At 55.3% G+C, this 16,807-nt stretch carries 13 protein-coding genes; 6 read left to right on the top strand and 7 right to left on the bottom strand.

The features are described 5' to 3' along the window. The first annotated feature begins 426 nt into the window (after window positions 1–426). On the top strand, window positions 427–972 hold the full coding sequence (locus MW898_RS00890; RefSeq protein WP_248903726.1) for a hypothetical protein: 546 nt from the start codon (window positions 427–429) through the stop codon (window positions 970–972). Window positions 973–1,170: 198 nt separating this feature from the next. On the opposite strand, the gene MW898_RS00885 is transcribed toward MW898_RS00890, so the two are convergent. Next, window positions 1,171–1,503, bottom strand: a complete 333-nt coding sequence (locus tag MW898_RS00885) for a nuclear transport factor 2 family protein (protein ID WP_248903724.1) — start codon at window positions 1,501–1,503, stop codon at window positions 1,171–1,173. Between the two features lie 74 nt (window positions 1,504–1,577). On the opposite strand from MW898_RS00885, the gene MW898_RS00880 reads away from it, so the two are divergent. Further along, window positions 1,578–2,072: a DUF367 family protein gene (locus MW898_RS00880; RefSeq protein WP_248903722.1), complete on the top strand. Its 495-nt coding sequence runs from the start codon at window positions 1,578–1,580 to the stop codon at window positions 2,070–2,072. 36 nt (window positions 2,073–2,108) lie between these two features. On the opposite strand, the gene MW898_RS00875 is transcribed toward MW898_RS00880, so the two are convergent. Beyond that, entirely contained in the window at window positions 2,109–2,258 is a 150-nt protein-coding gene (locus MW898_RS00875; RefSeq protein ID WP_248909678.1) for a 50S ribosomal protein L40e, read from the bottom strand. 305 nt (window positions 2,259–2,563) lie between these two features. Between MW898_RS00875 and uvrB the strand changes: the two genes are divergently transcribed. After that, window positions 2,564–4,675 (top strand): excinuclease ABC subunit UvrB, encoded by a 2,112-nt coding sequence (gene uvrB / locus MW898_RS00870; RefSeq protein ID WP_248903721.1) that lies wholly within the window; start codon window positions 2,564–2,566, stop codon window positions 4,673–4,675. Window positions 4,676–4,679: 4 nt separating this feature from the next. Here uvrB and MW898_RS00865 read toward each other — a convergent pair whose 3' ends face one another. Next, a complete protein-coding gene (locus MW898_RS00865; RefSeq protein ID WP_248903718.1) occupies window positions 4,680–5,786 on the bottom strand; it encodes an SPFH domain-containing protein in 1,107 nt (368 codons plus the stop codon). Between the two features lie 189 nt (window positions 5,787–5,975). Here MW898_RS00865 and MW898_RS00860 point away from each other — a divergent pair, with 189 nt between their 5' ends. Continuing rightward, window positions 5,976–7,655, top strand: coding sequence for a CocE/NonD family hydrolase (locus tag MW898_RS00860; RefSeq protein ID WP_248903716.1), 1,680 nt, complete (start codon window positions 5,976–5,978; stop codon window positions 7,653–7,655). A gap of 191 nt (window positions 7,656–7,846) precedes the next feature. Here the strand turns inward: MW898_RS00860 and MW898_RS00855 are convergent, their stop codons facing one another. The 4 genes from MW898_RS00855 to MW898_RS00840 all read right to left on the bottom strand — a co-directional run bounded on the left by MW898_RS00855 (window position 7,847) and on the right by MW898_RS00840 (window position 14,884). After that, window positions 7,847–8,992: a hypothetical protein gene (locus tag MW898_RS00855; protein WP_248903715.1), complete on the bottom strand. Its 1,146-nt coding sequence runs from the start codon at window positions 8,990–8,992 to the stop codon at window positions 7,847–7,849. 385 nt (window positions 8,993–9,377) lie between these two features. After that, the gene (locus MW898_RS00850; RefSeq protein WP_248903714.1) at window positions 9,378–11,435 is read right to left on the bottom strand and encodes a pre-peptidase C-terminal domain-containing protein; all 2,058 of its coding nucleotides are present in this window, start codon (window positions 11,433–11,435) and stop codon (window positions 9,378–9,380) included. Between the two features lie 308 nt (window positions 11,436–11,743). Next, entirely contained in the window at window positions 11,744–13,000 is a 1,257-nt protein-coding gene (locus MW898_RS00845; RefSeq protein WP_248903713.1) for a hypothetical protein, read from the bottom strand. A gap of 114 nt (window positions 13,001–13,114) precedes the next feature. Further along, on the bottom strand, window positions 13,115–14,884 hold the full coding sequence (locus MW898_RS00840; RefSeq protein WP_248903711.1) for an excinuclease ABC subunit C: 1,770 nt from the start codon (window positions 14,882–14,884) through the stop codon (window positions 13,115–13,117). A gap of 123 nt (window positions 14,885–15,007) precedes the next feature. Between MW898_RS00840 and MW898_RS00835 the strand changes: the two genes are divergently transcribed. Together MW898_RS00835 and MW898_RS00830 are read left to right on the top strand one after the other, a co-directional pair. Next, window positions 15,008–15,268, top strand: a complete 261-nt coding sequence (locus tag MW898_RS00835; protein ID WP_248903709.1) for a DUF7967 family protein — start codon at window positions 15,008–15,010, stop codon at window positions 15,266–15,268. 65 nt (window positions 15,269–15,333) lie between these two features. Beyond that, window positions 15,334–16,353 carry an AIR synthase family protein gene (locus MW898_RS00830; protein WP_248903707.1) on the top strand — a complete coding sequence of 340 codons (1,020 nt, stop codon included), beginning with the start codon at window positions 15,334–15,336 and terminating at the stop codon, window positions 16,351–16,353. The last annotated feature ends 454 nt before the right edge of the window (window positions 16,354–16,807 follow it).

Genomic DNA, 16,807 nt, shown 5'->3' with positions numbered 1-16,807 from the left:
TCGGGAACAGGGGTAACGACACAACAGAATGAACGGTTTTTTCGATATACGTTCCCGTTAGCTGGTAATATGACAAACTCGTATGAAGATCATCAGTATATTTATAATGGTTCGCGGCACGATGATCGGTAGAGAACGCCAGTGCCGGAGGCGTGTTCGTTCGTAAATCACGCCGGGTGCAGGGACACCCAACGCTGGGGTTCTCTCAACGACAGAACCCATGATCCGAAATGAGACCGACGTAGGTAACGGTATCGAAAAATATCATACAAACTACCAGTGTGAGAAATTAGTTAGTTCTGACGTCGTGCGGTGCCGATACTGCGGAATTACAGTTGAAACGAGTCGAGTACCGCTCGAACATAGTGCCGGCTGTCCAGTAAGCTCGGCTGATCGATTCACAGACTCGATGTGGGGTGATAACCGATGAACCTCCCAGTTATGCAGTTTCGCAACCGAATGGGGCAGCGCGTTAATCCGTCAATGGTCGAGAATCGCAGTGCGGTCTCAACCGCTGAACTCAGTCACGTCGTCGATGTTGGTGACAGTGTGTGGTGTCGACCGTGCCAGTGTCTGGACTGTACACATGCCGAGCAAGTCGAACGAGTGCTAACGGCAGCAGGCATCGGAAACGAGGAAGCAAACGGTGCTTGGGAGCTTCCGCAGATTACACGCATCACCAACTATCGCGCGGTGGGCGAAACGATCTCAGGATGTTGGTTCGAGAACGAAGCACGGCTTCGGTATCACGAGCAAACAGATGGGCGCGTGAGCCGCGTGGTGTTTGCGCCAGAGGACTCACGAACGCCGGCAGCGACGACACCACTGCCAGATGCGAACAGCGCAGCGACGTGTCTGGTCAAGGCGCTTGCTGAGTACAGCGACTACCGGCGAAACGGTGATTATAGTGGATTGAAACGAGAGCGACCGGAGTTAGCGATCGTTGCGGGAGGAACAAAGCGCACGGACTGACCGGTTGCACAACTCAACAGTGCAACCTTGGGTACGAGGAGCCTACTGGTATGTGAGCGTTGTCTGGTGAGATACATTCGATACTCGAACACGGTGTTGTCCGATGAATCTCGTCGCGCTGGATAAATTCTGGAGAAACAGTGCGAGGTATCGATCACCCATGACCAGAGCGATAGATAGCCACGAATAGCCGCGGAGTTACTCCTGCGTTGAACGAGAGTACGTTTTCAGCGATGCGATCACACCGTTTTCAACCGAGAATACATCGACGAACTCGATCCACGTCTCACCGTTCGCTCGGTTGAGAGTCCCACGGACAGCAATAGCCTGCTCTTTTCGGAACAGATCCACAATGTCGTGTGTCGTGTCGGTCTCGGGGCGTTCATCGCGCATGAATCGAACGAAGGCATCGCGGCCATCGATCGTTCGATCAGGGCGGTCGTGGATGAACGCGGGCGCGAGAACGGTCTGAAGTGCATCGTAATCGTGCTCGTCGATAGCTCGGTAATACTCACGGACGAGTTCGTCCATGGCGAAACCACGCGCGGTGGTCACAAGAGCGCGCTGGTCGGTCGGCTTTTATCGGTGGCGCGACGAGTACAGGCGTGGAGATTCACGTCCGGTACGAGGGAGACGACGATCCCGAGAAGTGCAGTGCTCGCAAGCTCGCGCGCTTTGACCTCACAGAGTTACACCAGTCGGCGCGCTCGGTCCCTCCGGGAATTGTTCTCAATCCGTTCGCAGAGCAGGCACTCTCACCAGCCGACACTGACGATGTCCTCATCGCACTCGATTGCTCGTGGGAAACAGCCGAAAGCGAAGCATTCCAACTACGGGGCACACATCGAGCACTCCCATTCCTCGTCGCCGCCAATCCCGTGAACTACGGACAGCCCTTCCAGCTGAACACTGTCGAAGCGTTCGCCGGTGCACTGTGTATTCTCGGCGAGCGTGAACAGGCAGAACAACTCCTCTCGAAATTTCGGTGGGGACACACGTTCCTCGAACTCAACGCCGAACCACTTTCTCGCTACGCCGCGTGCGAGGACTCCACTGCCATCGTTTCAGTCCAACAGGACTACCTTGAAAGTGAGGACTAATTGTACCAAGTAGCTAACCACCAAAGGTGATGAAAATCAGACCGAGCGGCTCTCTTTCGCCTTTGGTCGAAGATTTTTGTATCCACATTTCCGGCAGCTGTCTGCGCGTGCCGGATTGCGAGCGTTACAGCGCATGCAAATCATCTTGTTGAGGAGCCGATCTTCTGCCTCGGGGAAACTAGCCATACTCATACTCTGTCGAGTCCGCTACTTAGGATTTCCGAGAACGACCGCTACGAAGCGAAGCTATGCTCAAGCCACCACACTGTCGCGCTTTCGAGGAGATCTCGTCTCTCAAACTCTCGCTGCAATAGAAACAACAGCCCCGATTAGAGAAGCTGCCAATCATCAAAATCATCCACGCTCAATAGAAACGTGTATCAGAATTTGAGCTGAAATCAGTAGCCGTGTTCGTGTTTGTCGATATTCTCGAACGAACCCAAACCACCGCAATCGAGTTCCTGAAGTGCTCTCGCTCCTAATCGTAGACAATGAGTGACCCCAGCTCAAGCTCAGGCTCCAGCCCTCGCTCTAGTTCCAGTTCTGATTCCGATTCCAATTCTGGTTCGTCACCGCTCTCACCCGACCGTCCCGACCTCGAACGACCGTTCCGCGTAGAGGCACCATTCGAGCCTGCCGGTGATCAGCCAACAGCCATCGAGCAGCTTGCTGCGGGCTATGGAAATGGAGCAAGCGAACAAACGTTGCTGGGCGTGACTGGATCGGGAAAGACCAATACCGTTTCGTGGCTCATCGAACAGGTGCAAAAACCGACACTCGTTATTGCACACAACAAGACCCTCGCGGCGCAGTTGTACGACGAGTTCCGAACGCTGTTTCCGGACAACGCCGTCGAGTACTTCGTTTCTTACTACGATTACTATCAGCCCGAGGCGTACGTCGAGCAAACCGACACGTACATCGATAAGGACGCCTCGATCAACGAGGAGATCGATCGACTCCGACACTCAGCGACGCGCTCGTTACTCACTCGCAACGACGTCATCGTCGTCGCTTCGGTCTCGGCCATCTACGGGCTTGGTGATCCTGCGAACTACGAGGAGATGGCCCTTCGGCTCGAAGTTGGTCAACAGATCGATCGTGATGAGCTCCTCGCATCGCTTGTCGATCTTAACTACGAGCGCAATGATGTAGACTTCACGCAAGGGACGTTCCGAGTCCGAGGCGACACTGTCGAGGTGTTCCCCATGTATGGGCGGTACGCCGTCCGCGTCGAATTCTGGGGTGAGGAGGTCGATCGGATGCAGAAGATCGATGTTTTAGAGGGCGAATCGAAGGGCGAACAGCGCGCAGTGCTCTTTCACCCCGCAGAACACTACTCGATTCCCGAAGAGCGCCTCGAACGAGCTATCGAAGAGATCGAAGGACTCCTCCAAGAACGCGTTTCGTACTTCGAGCGGCAAGGCGACCTCCTCGCCGCCCAGCGCATCGAGGAGCGCACAACCTTCGACCTCGAAATGCTCCGTGAAACAGGGTACTGTTCGGGAATCGAGAACTACTCTGTTCACATGAGCGACCGCGACTCGGGGGAACCACCGTACACGCTGCTCGATTATTTCCCAGATGACTTCCTCACTGTTGTCGATGAGTCACACCAAACGTTACCACAAATTCGCGGCCAGCTTGCGGGAGACAAAGCGCGCAAGGATTCACTCGTCGAGAACGGCTTCCGGCTTCCCACAGCCTACGATAATCGTCCCCTGTCGTTCGAGGAGTTCGAAGAGCGTACTGCCGATAAGCTCTACGTCAGCGCGACACCCGCCGAGTACGAGCGCGAACACTCAGATCAGATCGCAGAACAGATCGTGCGGCCAACGCATCTCGTAGATCCGAGCATCGAGACCGCTAGTGCGACGAACCAGATCGATGACCTCCTCACGCGAATCGATAATCGGATCGAGGACGGCGAGCGCGTGCTCGTTACGACACTGACCAAACGAATGGCTGAAGATCTCACCGAATACCTCGAAGAGGCTGGTGTCGCGGTCGAGTACATGCACGATGAGACGGACACACTCGAACGCCACGAGCTCGTCCGAGGACTCCGTCTCGGCGAGTTCGATGTGCTTGTCGGAATCAACCTACTTCGTGAAGGACTTGACATTCCTGAGGTGTCACTGGTGGCCATTCTCGACGCCGATCAGGAGGGATTCCTGCGCTCTACGACCACCCTCGTTCAGACAATGGGTCGTGCAGCACGCAACGTCAACGGCGAAGTCATACTGTATGCCGATGAGATGACCGACTCGATGCAATCGGCCATCGAAGAGACCCAGCGACGTCGAGAGATTCAACAGCAGTTCAACGAGGAACACGGCTATACACCCGAGACGATCCAGAAGGAGGTTGGAGAAACGAATCTCCCCGGAAGCAAGACAGACACCAGTGGCGTCACTGGCGTCGAACCCGATTCGAGCACAGAAGCAAAAGAGTACATCTCGGAACTCGAACAGCGAATGCAGGAAGCTGCGGACAATCTCGAATTCGAGCTGGCTGCGGACATTCGTGACCGGATTCGAAACATCCACGAAGAATTCGAGATCGACGAGTCCGGAATTGCACCCGAGTCCGAGGAGTTCTGAGCGATTACTGACTGCGTTCGGATTCTGTAACGATCGTCTCTTCTCCCCGAGTGATCTGCTCGATGTTGTCGATACCGATCAGATCGCGGGTCTCTGCATCAAACGTCAAACTCTCCAGATCGATAGGGGACGCTCGAGCATCACCGCCAGTGAGGTGCTTGCCGTAGCGCCCGAGGAGTGACGTGAGTTCCTGTGGGAGCACGTACGTGGTGGAGTCGCTCTGGCCGATCTCTGCGAGTGTTTCCATGCCTTTATCGATGACAGCCCGCTCACCCATCGATTCGGCTGCTTTCGCTCGAAGCACTGTCGATACAGCATCTCCCTGTGCTTCCAAGACCTGCGATTGCTTTTCTCCCTGCGCACGAATGATATTTGACTGTTTGTCACCCTGTGCGCGCTCAATGGCGCTCACACGTTCACCCTGTGCATCGAGGATCATCGCTCGACGACGGCGCTCTGCGGACGACTGCTGTTCCATCGCGCTCACGACACCTCGACTCGGATTCACCTCGCGTACCTCGACAGCTTCGATTCGTACTCCCCACTGGTCGGTTGGTTCGTCGATCTCCTGCCGAATGCGGCCATTGATCTCATCACGGCGTGAAAGCGTCTCATCGAGTTTCATATCTCCGAGCACCGCCCGAAGTGTTGTCTGAGCAAGGAGGGACGTTGCCCGACGGTAGTGATCGACCCCGAGGTACGCTCGCTTGGCATCCATCACTCTGATGTAAACGACGGCGTCTGCCGTTACGGGAGAATTGTCCCGCGTGATCGCCTCTTGGCGAGGAACATCGAGGGTCTGTGTCCGCAGATCGAACCGGTGTGTTTGGGAAACGAACGGCGGGACGATGTGAATACCAGGATCGAGCAGTTCTCGGTACTCTCCGAACACCGTGAGCGCGCGCTTTTCGTACGCCTGCACGATTTCGACAGCACTCGTTACCGTCGCAATCGCGACTGCTAGAATGAGGATTCCGGTAGCAAGTACTGGATCAGCAGGGGCAAGGACGAACACGAGGGCAAGAATGAACAGACCCAGCAGGTAAACAGCGAGCCGCCCGAGTGTCCACTTAGCCGACAACCGACCGACGGTGCGATACGGACTGCTCATATCTTACTATTTGACGAACAAGAGTTAAGCATTTCGTGCATACAAATTGAATCCACCCCTCAAAAAATAAAATTCACAGTACGAACACAGTCCTTCGAGATGATGTAACGAGAGCATCACATAGTTTTTAGATCGAATAGAAGATCACACATTGCAACGACATAATACTGTCACAGTCCAACACGAACTATGGCGCGCAAACGGTGGTCGGAGAATCCGACACGCCGTGCTTTCTTACAGCGGGTCGCAGCTGGTTCACTCGCTGGTATCGTCGGTGCCAGTGTTGGGACCACTGATGCGACGACTCGTGATACGCACATCGAGCGTGTCGAGATCGAATCATTCGACGGGACAACGATCGTCGGGAGCGTATACGAGCCAGCGGGTGCAGCGACAACTGCCACCGACCGATCGTATCCTGCAGTGCTCATGACCCACACGTGGGGCAGTGACCGAATGGGTACAGCGCAGGTCAGAATGGCCGAGTACTACGCACAAAATGGATACGTCGTCCTTGTCTACGATTCCCGAGGATTCGGGGAGTCAGACGGCACGGTCGGACTCAACGGACCAAATGAGGTACGGGACGCCTCGGCACTCATTTCGTGGCTCGGTCGACGTTCGACTGTCGAGGTCGATGAACCGATCGACGGGCGAGTGAATCCACGAGTTGGAATGGATGGTATCTCGTATGCGGGTGGACTTCAACTAACTGTCGCAGCAGCAGACGATCGTCTCGATGCGATAGTTCCGCGGTTAGCGTGGCACGATCTCTCGTACTCGTTCGCTCCCGACGGTGTAATCAAGAAGGGGTGGGCAACACTGTTGTACGTCACTGGTATCGCAGATTCGCGCGGTATTTCATTGGAGGACATGGTTCTGTCGTTCGAGAATATCGAACACGGCGTCGAGCCGCAACTCCACGAGATATACCGGGACACGATGGTAGAAAACGAACTAACCGAGGATGCGTGGGAGTACTTGAACGCCCGCTCGCCGATTGAGAAGTTAGATCAGATAGACATCCCCACGCTGTTCATCGCAGGATGGTCAGATACGCTGTTCACCCCGCAGGAAGCGATTCGGAACTACCGAAAGCTCCGTAACCAAGCCGTCGAAACGCGCCTGCTCTTGCACGACGGTGGACACACGCTCGGCGTCTCCAGTACATCGGGAGGGACAGCAGCGTACATCGACGACATCGCTCGTGCGTGGATGGACACACACCTCACAGACGGGACATCACCGATGAACCTCCCACCAATCACCTACTACCACCAGCAGTCAGACTCGTGGGAAGCAATCAATCGGTTCCCTGCTGCCGAGGACGGATTGACGTTCTCACTCGAATCTGCCGCGCTGGGAACACATTCACTACTTGTCAACACCGTTGTCTCGACCTCGATGAATCAGTTCGTCCCGATTCTCGAAGGCGGAGTGACGGCGGTCTCGTTCGACTTTCCGGTGGACGAACCATTCGAACTTCTCGGACCCCCCGTCCTCGATGTTACTATCGCTCCGCTCGGTCGGGAAACACGGCTGTTCGCAATGCTCTCTCGTATTCACAGTGAGAATGAGACACAGCTCTACAACCAAGTGACACCATTCAGCGTTGAAACTGAAGACGACACTGCCGAAGAATTGATGGAGCGAAAAAATAGGCGTGGCTTGGAACTACAATCGGAGCAAAAGCATATCGAATTAGTCGTCACCCAGCACCAATTCGACTCCGATGACGCCCTTCGACTCACGCTTGCCACGACAGACGACGCCTTTTTCGCCTCTCGGACATCGCTCGGGGCTCTTGTCTACCATTCGGAAGAAACCCCTGCAACGCTCTCGGTGCCGGTTCGAAGACGAGATTTTTAATATGCAAGTAGCCAGTGTGAATAGCACAAATATACAGATGTAGGGTGAAACTTCTGTCACAACCAACTGCCACAGTGCCTCATTCTGGCAACGGTGCGGGCTGTGTGGGTGGAGGGCCGAAGCGTCGTCGAACCTGTCCGAACGAGATGAATAAGTAACTGCTGAGATGGAGATCGTTACTTATCCATCACCTAGCAGTCAGAGGAATCGGAAGAGGTGTCATCCTCTGCATCGTCTGACTGATTCGACGTATCGTCGCTCTGCTCCGACTCACCCGACGTATTGTCTTCTGTGTCATCCGACTGATCCGACTCATTCGACGTGTTGTCACTCTCTTCGTTCGAGTCGTCAGTATCGGTATCCGCATCCGTTTCGTTTGGTGTTTCGTTCGTCTCCTCGTTATCGTCACCGGATTCTGAATTATCGGAGTCCTCATCATCCGTTGGCTGATCGGAGCTCTGACCCGACACGTTGACACTCATTTCGTACGACGCCTTCTCGTCGAACGTTACGATGGTCGAGCTTTCGATGTTCGGATTGACGCGGAGGAAGTGCGTCCCGGTCGTCATCGCCGTGTAGGTAAGCTCGTGGTCTCTCCCGATTGGTTCGTGTGCGAGGGAGTATTCTGTATCGTAGTATGGATCAAGCTCCACGTCGCTCGCGTTCGGCCCGACGAGGGACGTCGACGGCGTGAAGCTCCCGTCGTACTCAGCAGAGACGGTGATCGTCTCCCCTTTTTCGAGATCGATCGCGTACGTATCCCGATCGGAGCCGCTCAGCACGCCGGCGATCGTCTCGTCCGCCTCGATCTGAGTGGCCGTGTTGGGTTGCTCGTTCGGGTCGTTCTCATCAAGCTCCGTCGTCTCGACGGTCAACTCATAATCGGTTGATTCATTGAAATTATTACCGGCGGGTTGTATCCGGACGTAGTAGGTCCCGGACTGCTCGGCGACGTCACCACCCATCGCAGTCCCACCCGTGACCATTCGCATGGTATGATAGCCAGGGACCATCAGGTCAGCAGGACCTTCGCCGATCCGCTCACCGTCCGGATTGTAGAGTTCGAATTCGAGGTCTTCCTCATTCTCCGTCGTGAGGGTGAGATTGGCGAAGATACTCTTCCCAGATTCAACCTCAACGGCGTGCCAATCGACATCTCCCTGTTCGATTGTCCCAGTTTCAGTCTGTCCGACATCGATTGCGGTCGCGGTTGCCCGGCTGTCGTTGTCGTCCGAGCTACCGGCAGCCAGCACGCTGGCGGGAAATCCACCAGCTCCGACAGCAGACACAACGAGGAGGGCGGCCAACAGCCCGACAGTCATTCGTTTTCCTATCATAGTATCGTGCTCAATCGAGAGATCTGCCGCTAATCGTAGGTAGGCAGCCTCTTTGAAGCATATCGATATCTCGATAAGTTGGTAATAGGTTTTGTGGCCGTGTAGATTAGTTTAGTTTCTATACGATTATTTTACAAACCATGATATAGAATATATCCGAATTAGACAATCGAGGCAATACGGATGTTTTCGACGGTCCAACTATCCGAACAGATTACAGCGTTGAGTACTGCGTGAAACCGCTCCGTCACAGCCCAGTCTGCCGCAGTGCGTCACTCCGACAACGGGTGCGGGCTATGACAGACGGAGGGCCGAAGCATCATCGAACCCATCCGAAAGAAAATAAATGATCGATTTCTGAGGTGTGGATTTACTTATCCATCACCTAGCAGTCGGAGAGATCGGAGGAGTCCTCATCTGTTTCGTCTGACTGATCCGACGTCTCGTCTGCATCATCCGACTGATCCGACTCATCCGATGTATCGTCTTCTGTGTCGTCTGTACTATCTGTGGAGTCCTCATCTGTTTCGTCTGACTCATCCGACGTACTGTCGTCTGTGTCGTCCGTGTTGTCTGAGGAATCCTCATCTGTTTCGTCTGACTGATTCGATTCATCCGAGACCATTCCATTGCTCTCTTCGATCCGCTCTGGATCATCGGCGCCGGATGATGGTTTGTTCAACTCGTTTTCGTTCTTGTTCTCGTTCGAGTCGTCAGTATCGTTTGGTGTTTCGTTTCGCTCCTCATCGTCGGGATCGTCCGTCGGTGGGGAGGAATTGTTCTGTCCAGCTACGTCGACACTCATTTCGTAGGGACTGCTCTCGAAGAACGAACCAGCCGTGGACATTTCCACAGGGGTTACGACCTTGAGGTAGTACATTCCGGTCTGATTTGCAGTAAACGAGAGCGTTCCATCCATGACATCGTCATTCGCTACAGCGTAACTGTCCGAGAAGTAGTAATCCTCGGGCATCGGACTGGGGACACTAGAGTTGGCGACCCAGAGCGACTGACCTCCTGAGCCAGTGACGTTGACAGTCTGACCTTGTTCGAGATCAAGCGCGTAGAGGTCTCGGTCGTATCCGGTCAGCGTTCCGGCAACGGTCTCACCCGATTCGATGTGGGTGGCCGATTCCGGTTGCTCGTTCGGATCGTACTGATCGAGTTCGTCCGTCTCGACGGTGAGGGAATAGTCCGCTCCCTCATCACCTTCGACACGGATATAATGTGTTCCGTCCTGTTCGACGACATCTGCACCGTACGCGATGTTGCTTGCAGGACTCGTTCGGTACGCGTTGATCGGTCTGTCGAACGGTGCTTCACCGATTCGATTGTCACTCGGATCGTACACGTCGAAGGACACCTCTGTGGAGGGATCCTCACGGTTCGTGTGCACGACCTCGGCGGTGAAGCCCTGCCCTTCATCGAGATCAACGGCATACCAGTCCGAATCATTCTCCGAGTCTAACGCACTGTTGGTCGTCTCACCGATGGCGATCTCAGTCGCGTTCGTGCGGCTGTTGTCGCCGTCGGAGGCCGAATCGTCGTCCTCGCCGGAGACGTCAACGGAGATCTCATACGACGCCTTCTCGTTGAATGATCCGATCGTCGAACTATCTCCGTACGGATTAACGCGGAGGAAGTGCGTCCCGGTCGTCGTCGCTGTGTAGGTGAACTTGTGTTCCCCACCGGCCTGCTCGCGTGCAACGGAGTACTCCCGATCATGGTATGGATCGAGTGTCGCGTCGCTCGCGTTCGGCCCGACGAGATACGTATACGGCAAGAAATCACTGTCCTCGTAATCAGCAGAGACGGTGATCGTCTCCCCTTTTTCGAGGTCAACCGCGTACGTATCCCGATCGGAGCCGCTCAGGACACCAGCGATCGTCTCGTCCGCTTCGATCTGAGTGGCCGTGTTGGGTTGCTCGTTCGGGTCGTTCCCATCGAGCTCGTCCGTCTCGACGGTCAGCTCGTAGTCGGTCGGTTCGCCAACCGTCTCTCCGGCGGCTTGTACCCGGACATAGTAGGTCCCAGACTGCTCGGCGACATCACCGCCAAAGGCAGAGTCGCCAGCAACCAATCGCTTGGTAGAGTAAGCGGGCCCCAGCATGTCGTTTGGATACTCGCCGATCTTCTCACCATCCGAATTGAAGAGATCGAATCTGAGGTTTTCAGCGTTCTCCGTCGTGATGGTAAGCGTAGCGAAGATACTCTTCCCAGACTCAACCTCGACGGCGTGCCAATCTACGTCACTCTGTTCGATTGTTCCATTCGCAGCAGTTCCGACATCGATGGCCGTGGCGGTTGCCCGGCTGTCGTTGTCGTCCGAGCTACTGACGGCCAACACACTGGAGGGTAATCCGGCTCCAATAGCAGACACAACGAGGAGGGCGGCCAACAGCCCGACTGAAATTCGTTTTCCGATCATAGTATCGTGCTTCAATCGAGAGACCTCCTGCAGACAATGAGATGACTGCGGCCTCTCGGAAGCATATCGGTATTTCGATAAGTGATTAATAGGTTTTGTGGCCGCGGAGGTAGATTACAGCCGTTGTGCGATCGTTTTCGTCGTTTGCTTCCAGACCCAGGAACGCTTTCGGGTTCGGTAATCGAGGCAACACGGAGATTGTCGATCGATCCGAACCGTCGAGGCAGGTTTGTCCATGTTTTGAGTTGCCTGAAACGTTGTCAGGCCTGTCCAGAAGAAAATAAATAGCCGATTGCTGAGGTGTGGATTTGCTTTTCCATCACCTAGCAGTCGGAGAGATCGGAGGAGTCCTCATCTGTTTCGTCTGACTGATCCGACGTCTCGTCTGCATCATCCGACTGATCCGACTCATCCGATGTCTCGTCTTCTGTGTCGTCTGTGCTATCTGAGGAATCCTTATCTGTTTCGTCTGACTCATCCGACGTACTGTCGTCTGTGTCGTCCGTGTTGTCTGAGGAATCCTCATCTGTTTCGTCTGACTGATTCGATTCATCCGATTCCGTCCTGTCACTCTCTTCGGTCCGTTCAGGATCGTCGACACCGGATGACGGTTCGGTCGAGTCGTTTTCGTTCTTGTTCTCGTTCGAGTCGTCAGTACCGTTTGGTGTTTCGTTTCGCTCCTCATCGTCGGGATCGTCCGTCGGTGGGGAGGAATTGTTCTGTCCAGCTACGTCGACACTCATTTCGTAGGGACTGCTCTCGAAGAACGTACCGAGCGTAGACTCCTCCGCGTTGGTGACGACTTTGAAGTAGTACGTTCCAGTCTGGTGTGCGGTGAACGAGAGCGGTCCGTGCATGTAATCAGTGTACGCTACGGTGTAATTGTCCGAGAAGTAGTAATCCTCGGGCATCGGACTGGGGACACTAGAGTTGGCGACCCAGAGTGACAGATATGCCGAAGTGTTACCCGTAACATTGACCGTCTCGCCTTGTTCGAGATCGAGCGCATAGAGATCCCGATCGTATCCAGTCAGCGTTCCGGCAACGGTCTCACCCGATTCGATGTGGGTGGCCGATTCCGGTTGCTCGTTCGGATCGTACTGATCGAGTTCGTCCGTCTCGACGGTGAGGGAATAGTCCGCTCCCTCATCACCTTCGACACGGATATAATGTGTTCCGTCCTGTTCGACGACATCTGCACCGTACGCGATGTTGCTTGCAGGACTCGTTCGGTACGCGTTGATCGGTCTGTCGAACGGTGCTTCACCGATTCGATTGTCACTCGGATCGTACACGTCGAAGGACACCGCTGTGGAGGGATCCTCACGGTTCGTGTGCACGACCTCGGCGGTGAAGCCCTGCCCTTCATCGAGATCGACGGCATACCAGTCCGAATCATTCTCTGAGTCTAACGTACTGTTGGTCGTCTCATTGACAGCGATTGCGGTCGCGGTTACCCGGCTGTCGTTGTCGTCCGAGCTACCGGCAGCCAGCACGCTGGCGGGAAATCCACCAGCTCCGACAGCAGACACAACGAGGAGGGCGGCCAACAGCCCGACAGTCATTCGTTTTCCTATCATAGTATCATGTTACTACCAAGATATTTACCACAGACTATAAGATGACTGCGGCTTCTTGGAAGCATATCGGTATTCAGATAAGTGGGTAATAGGTTTTGTGTCCGTGCGGGTTAATTACAGCCTCTGTTCGATCGTTTTCGCCGTTTGCTTCCCAACCCCAGGAACGCTTTCGAGTTCAGTAATCGAGGCAGCACGGATATTGTCAATCGACCCAAACCGCCGGAGCAGATTCGTCCGCGTCTTGGATCCGACGCCTGGGACATCATCGAGCACAGTGGTTACCTCATCACGGAGCGTTTGGTGGTACTGGACGGCAAAGCGGTGTGCTTCGTCACGGACGCGTTGGAGGAGGTGAAGGTGTGGTGCATCACTCGGCCAATCGAACGTTCGCTGTGCTGTGATGACCACTTCGTTAGCTTTGGCAAGCGCGATACAGGGGATGTCCCAGTCGGTTTCAGAGAGTGAATCCAGTGCGGCATCGAGCTGTCCGTCGCCCCCATCAATTAACAGGAGGTCGGGATCCGGACGATCGTCCTGTCCGGACACCGCACGGTCGGCTCGCCAGTGAATGAGTTCCCGCATATTCGCGTAGTCGTCGTTGCGTTCAGTGAGCTTCTTTCGGCGGTAGGCGGATTTATCCGGAGCGCCCTCTACGAACGTGACGTTGCTCCCGACGACCGCTGTCCCGTGGGCGTGACTCACATCAAAGCCTTCGATGCGCTGAATCGAACGGAGACCGAGCGCATCGGCGAGCATCGCCGCTTCGTCTGACCGTTCGATTCCACGAACACGCCCGCGTCGGGCGTTCTTCAGCGCGAGATCGACAAGCGTTGACTCACGTCCAGTTCCTGGAACACTTACAGCAACCCCCTCGGCGTCCAACCACTCAATGACGTTTCCGTCTGATGGTCGTTCGGGGAGGAGGAGGGCGTCTGGAAGTCGACGTTCAGCGTAGTACTGAGGAATGAACGCGCTCAGTACGCCAGCGACGCTCGATTCGGATGTACCAGCACCCTCATGGTCCGGCTCGGGTCCTGAAAGCGAGTATCGGTCCCGATCGATTAGTTTGCCATTCTCACTGCGGAGTCGAGCGACGGTCACGTCGGTCCCCTCGATAGCGACACCGAGCACGTCGACGGTCCGTTCGTCGCGAGCAATGACCGCTTCGCCACCGCCCTCGTGGAATGCTTCGACCGCTTGCAGTCGATCGCGGAGATTTGCTGCGCGTTCGAACTGCTGGGCCTGACTCGCCGCTTCCATCGAGCGCTGGAGCGGATCGGAGAGAACGCCCGTCTCGCCCTCGAAAAATCGTTTCACAGACGCCGTGTCATCGAGATAGTTCTCATCGGTGACCTCCCCGGTACAAGGGGCAGTACAGAGACCGATGTCGTAATCGAGACAAGGTCGATCGCGGTTTGCGAACTTGTGGTCTGAGCAGCCACGGATACCATAGTTTTCCCGAAGTGCCTTTACGACGGTCTCGACCCTTGATTTGTCAGTGTATGGGCCGTAGACAGTCGCAGCCTCGTCGGGATCGCGCGTGATTTCGATCCGCGGATACTCGTGATCGGTCAACTGGACGAGCGGGTAGGATTTGTCGTCTTTCAACCGGACGTTGTATTTCGGCTGATGACGCTTGATGAGATTCGCTTCGAGGAGGAGTGCTTGGGTCTCAGTGTCCGTTACAGCGAAATCGAAGGCCGAAGCACGCTCAACCATCCGCCGGATGCGTTCGGATCGCGGGTCAGCGTACGACCGGACGCGATCGCGTAGCGCCACCGCTTTCCCCACATAGAGAACGACGCCGTCGGTATCGAGAAACTGGTATACGCCCGGCTCACGGGGGAGGTCACTTACCCGCTCGCGCACTGTCGCCCTATCCATCAAAACAACGTAGTGTCCGAGTGAGATTGAAGGTGACGCGATCGATGGACATACGGTCACTGCACAAACTGGATCAGAGAGCGCAGTCGGTGCTTACAATTTGGACCGAACAGAACGGGATGTATGGACAACGAGGTCCGTCTCTGGATGGTCGAGCGCACCTACGATACGCGCAACCTGATCACACTCATCTACGCGACGACAGACGGGGAGCGATACTATCAGAAGGAGCTCTCTTCGAGCCTCCTTTCACGAACGACTGTGACCGCAGCGATTGAAGTCGCAGACGAGGACCTCGAACCGACGAGTGACGACACGCGCCAACGATACGCAGAAGAAGCGACTCGAATGGCAGAAAAACATGCGCCAGACGATGAAGTATAACGGACGCAAGAAACCATCGCAAGCGCGAACACGCACGATTTACTATCCCAACGAGTAATCGATTTATGCCCGATTATGGTAAGGTTGACGCCGATTTCTTCGATGAGTACATCTACCCGCATCTCGGCGCGTCCCGTGATGAGGTGCGTCTCGGACCGACAGCGGGTGTCGATTTCGGTGTCGTTGAAGTGGACGACAGCGCACTCGTCGTGGCAACCGACCCCCTTTCGATCCTTCCGGCGCTTGGTTTCGAGCGGGCGGCCACGTTTGCCCTCGACATCGTCCTCGCTGACGTGGCCGTAAGCGGTCTCCCACCCCAGTATCTCTCGATTTCCTTTACGCTGCCACCAGAAATGACCGACGAGGAGTTCGCAACCGTTTGGCAAGCCATCGACGAGAAGGCGACTGATCTCGGAGTGAGTGTCGTTACAGGCCACACAGCACGGTACGAGGGGTGTGAGTACCCGTGGGTCGGAGGCGCGAGTGTCTTTGCCCTCGGTAATCCGGACGATATCGTTCGACCGAACGGGACGCAACCGGGAGATGACGTTATCGTCACAACTGGGCCAGCAGTAGAGGCCGTTGGCTTGCTTACGACGCTGTTTGGTGAGCAGATGGATCTCCCCGAAGCAACGCTAACGATGGCGACGGACGGACTCGCTGAAACAGGAACGGTCCGCGATGCACTCACCGCAGCCACGACAGGCCCGATCACAGCGATGCACGACGCAACAGAGTGCGGATTACAGGGAGCGCTGACAGAAATTGCCGAGAGCGCAGGTGTCAGACTGGATATCGACCGTTCGGCAGTACCAACGAAGCCCGCTGTTCAGGAGGTGTGTTCGTATCTCGACATAGAACCGTGGCACGCAACGAGTTCCGGGACACTTCTCATCACTGTTCGTCCCGACGGAACCGAATCCGTTATCGAGGCGCTTAGAGACCGAGGAACGACTGCGGCTGTCATCGGGACGGCGAGTAACGGCTCCGGAACGTATATCGATAGCGAGCGAGTCAGGCACCCGTCGGTCGATCCCTCGTGGACAGTGTATGCCGAATACGCCGACCAACAAACAGACAACTAGTAAATTCGTGTTATATATCTATTTATAAAATGCATATCATTCAGTCTATTCGCGCGACACGATAAAATAGCCATTTGAAGCTACTGGGTGTATTATACACCCACAATGCCATAATCAGAATGTGGTCGGCATGGCACCACAGACCGATACAAGCGGTGTTCGTGGTAGCCCTCGACTGTCGGTAACGAGACGTGACCATTGGATTGCACGAGCCGCACCCACCGACACGCGACGCATGTCACCGTCGGAGCCGGGCCTCCGGATACTGTCGCACGTCGGTCTCGCATACCCACCGGCGCGTGCAGAGATGATTGGTCGAGGAAATACCACAGCATCAGTGGACGAATCGGTTAAATTGCATGCCAGATCTCCCTCGGCCGGACGGTCAGGGAGGTACCACTAGCGTAGCTATCAGGGATGTCAGAGGCAGACAAAAATCGGCGATAGCTTGGGT

Origin of the sequence: Halocatena marina, assembly GCF_023276375.1 — an archaeon.
Taxonomy (GTDB): domain Archaea; phylum Halobacteriota; class Halobacteria; order Halobacteriales; family Haloarculaceae; genus Halocatena; species Halocatena marina.
Note: the sequence above shows the minus strand (reverse complement) of the source record. Positions and strands in the feature narration are given on the sequence as shown.

What these genes read in the sequence shown, in the direction of transcription:
- MW898_RS00860 (WP_248903716.1), top strand. Translation starts at nt 5,976, where the DNA reads ATGGCGCGCAAACGGTGGTCGGAGAATCCGACACGCCGTGCTTTCTTA.
- MW898_RS00890 (WP_248903726.1), top strand. Translation starts at nt 427, where the DNA reads ATGAACCTCCCAGTTATGCAGTTTCGCAACCGAATGGGGCAGCGCGTT.
- MW898_RS00835 (WP_248903709.1), top strand. Translation starts at nt 15,008, where the DNA reads ATGGACAACGAGGTCCGTCTCTGGATGGTCGAGCGCACCTACGATACG.
- MW898_RS00875 (WP_248909678.1), bottom strand. Translation starts at nt 2,258, where the DNA reads ATGGCTAGTTTCCCCGAGGCAGAAGATCGGCTCCTCAACAAGATGATT.
- MW898_RS00885 (WP_248903724.1), bottom strand. Translation starts at nt 1,503, where the DNA reads ATGGACGAACTCGTCCGTGAGTATTACCGAGCTATCGACGAGCACGAT.
- MW898_RS00855 (WP_248903715.1), bottom strand. Translation starts at nt 8,992, where the DNA reads ATGATAGGAAAACGAATGACTGTCGGGCTGTTGGCCGCCCTCCTCGTT.
- MW898_RS00845 (WP_248903713.1), bottom strand. Translation starts at nt 13,000, where the DNA reads ATGATAGGAAAACGAATGACTGTCGGGCTGTTGGCCGCCCTCCTCGTT.
- MW898_RS00830 (WP_248903707.1), top strand. Translation starts at nt 15,334, where the DNA reads ATGCCCGATTATGGTAAGGTTGACGCCGATTTCTTCGATGAGTACATC.
- MW898_RS00840 (WP_248903711.1), bottom strand. Translation starts at nt 14,884, where the DNA reads ATGGATAGGGCGACAGTGCGCGAGCGGGTAAGTGACCTCCCCCGTGAG.
- MW898_RS00865 (WP_248903718.1), bottom strand. Translation starts at nt 5,786, where the DNA reads ATGAGCAGTCCGTATCGCACCGTCGGTCGGTTGTCGGCTAAGTGGACA.
- uvrB (WP_248903721.1), top strand. Translation starts at nt 2,564, where the DNA reads ATGAGTGACCCCAGCTCAAGCTCAGGCTCCAGCCCTCGCTCTAGTTCC.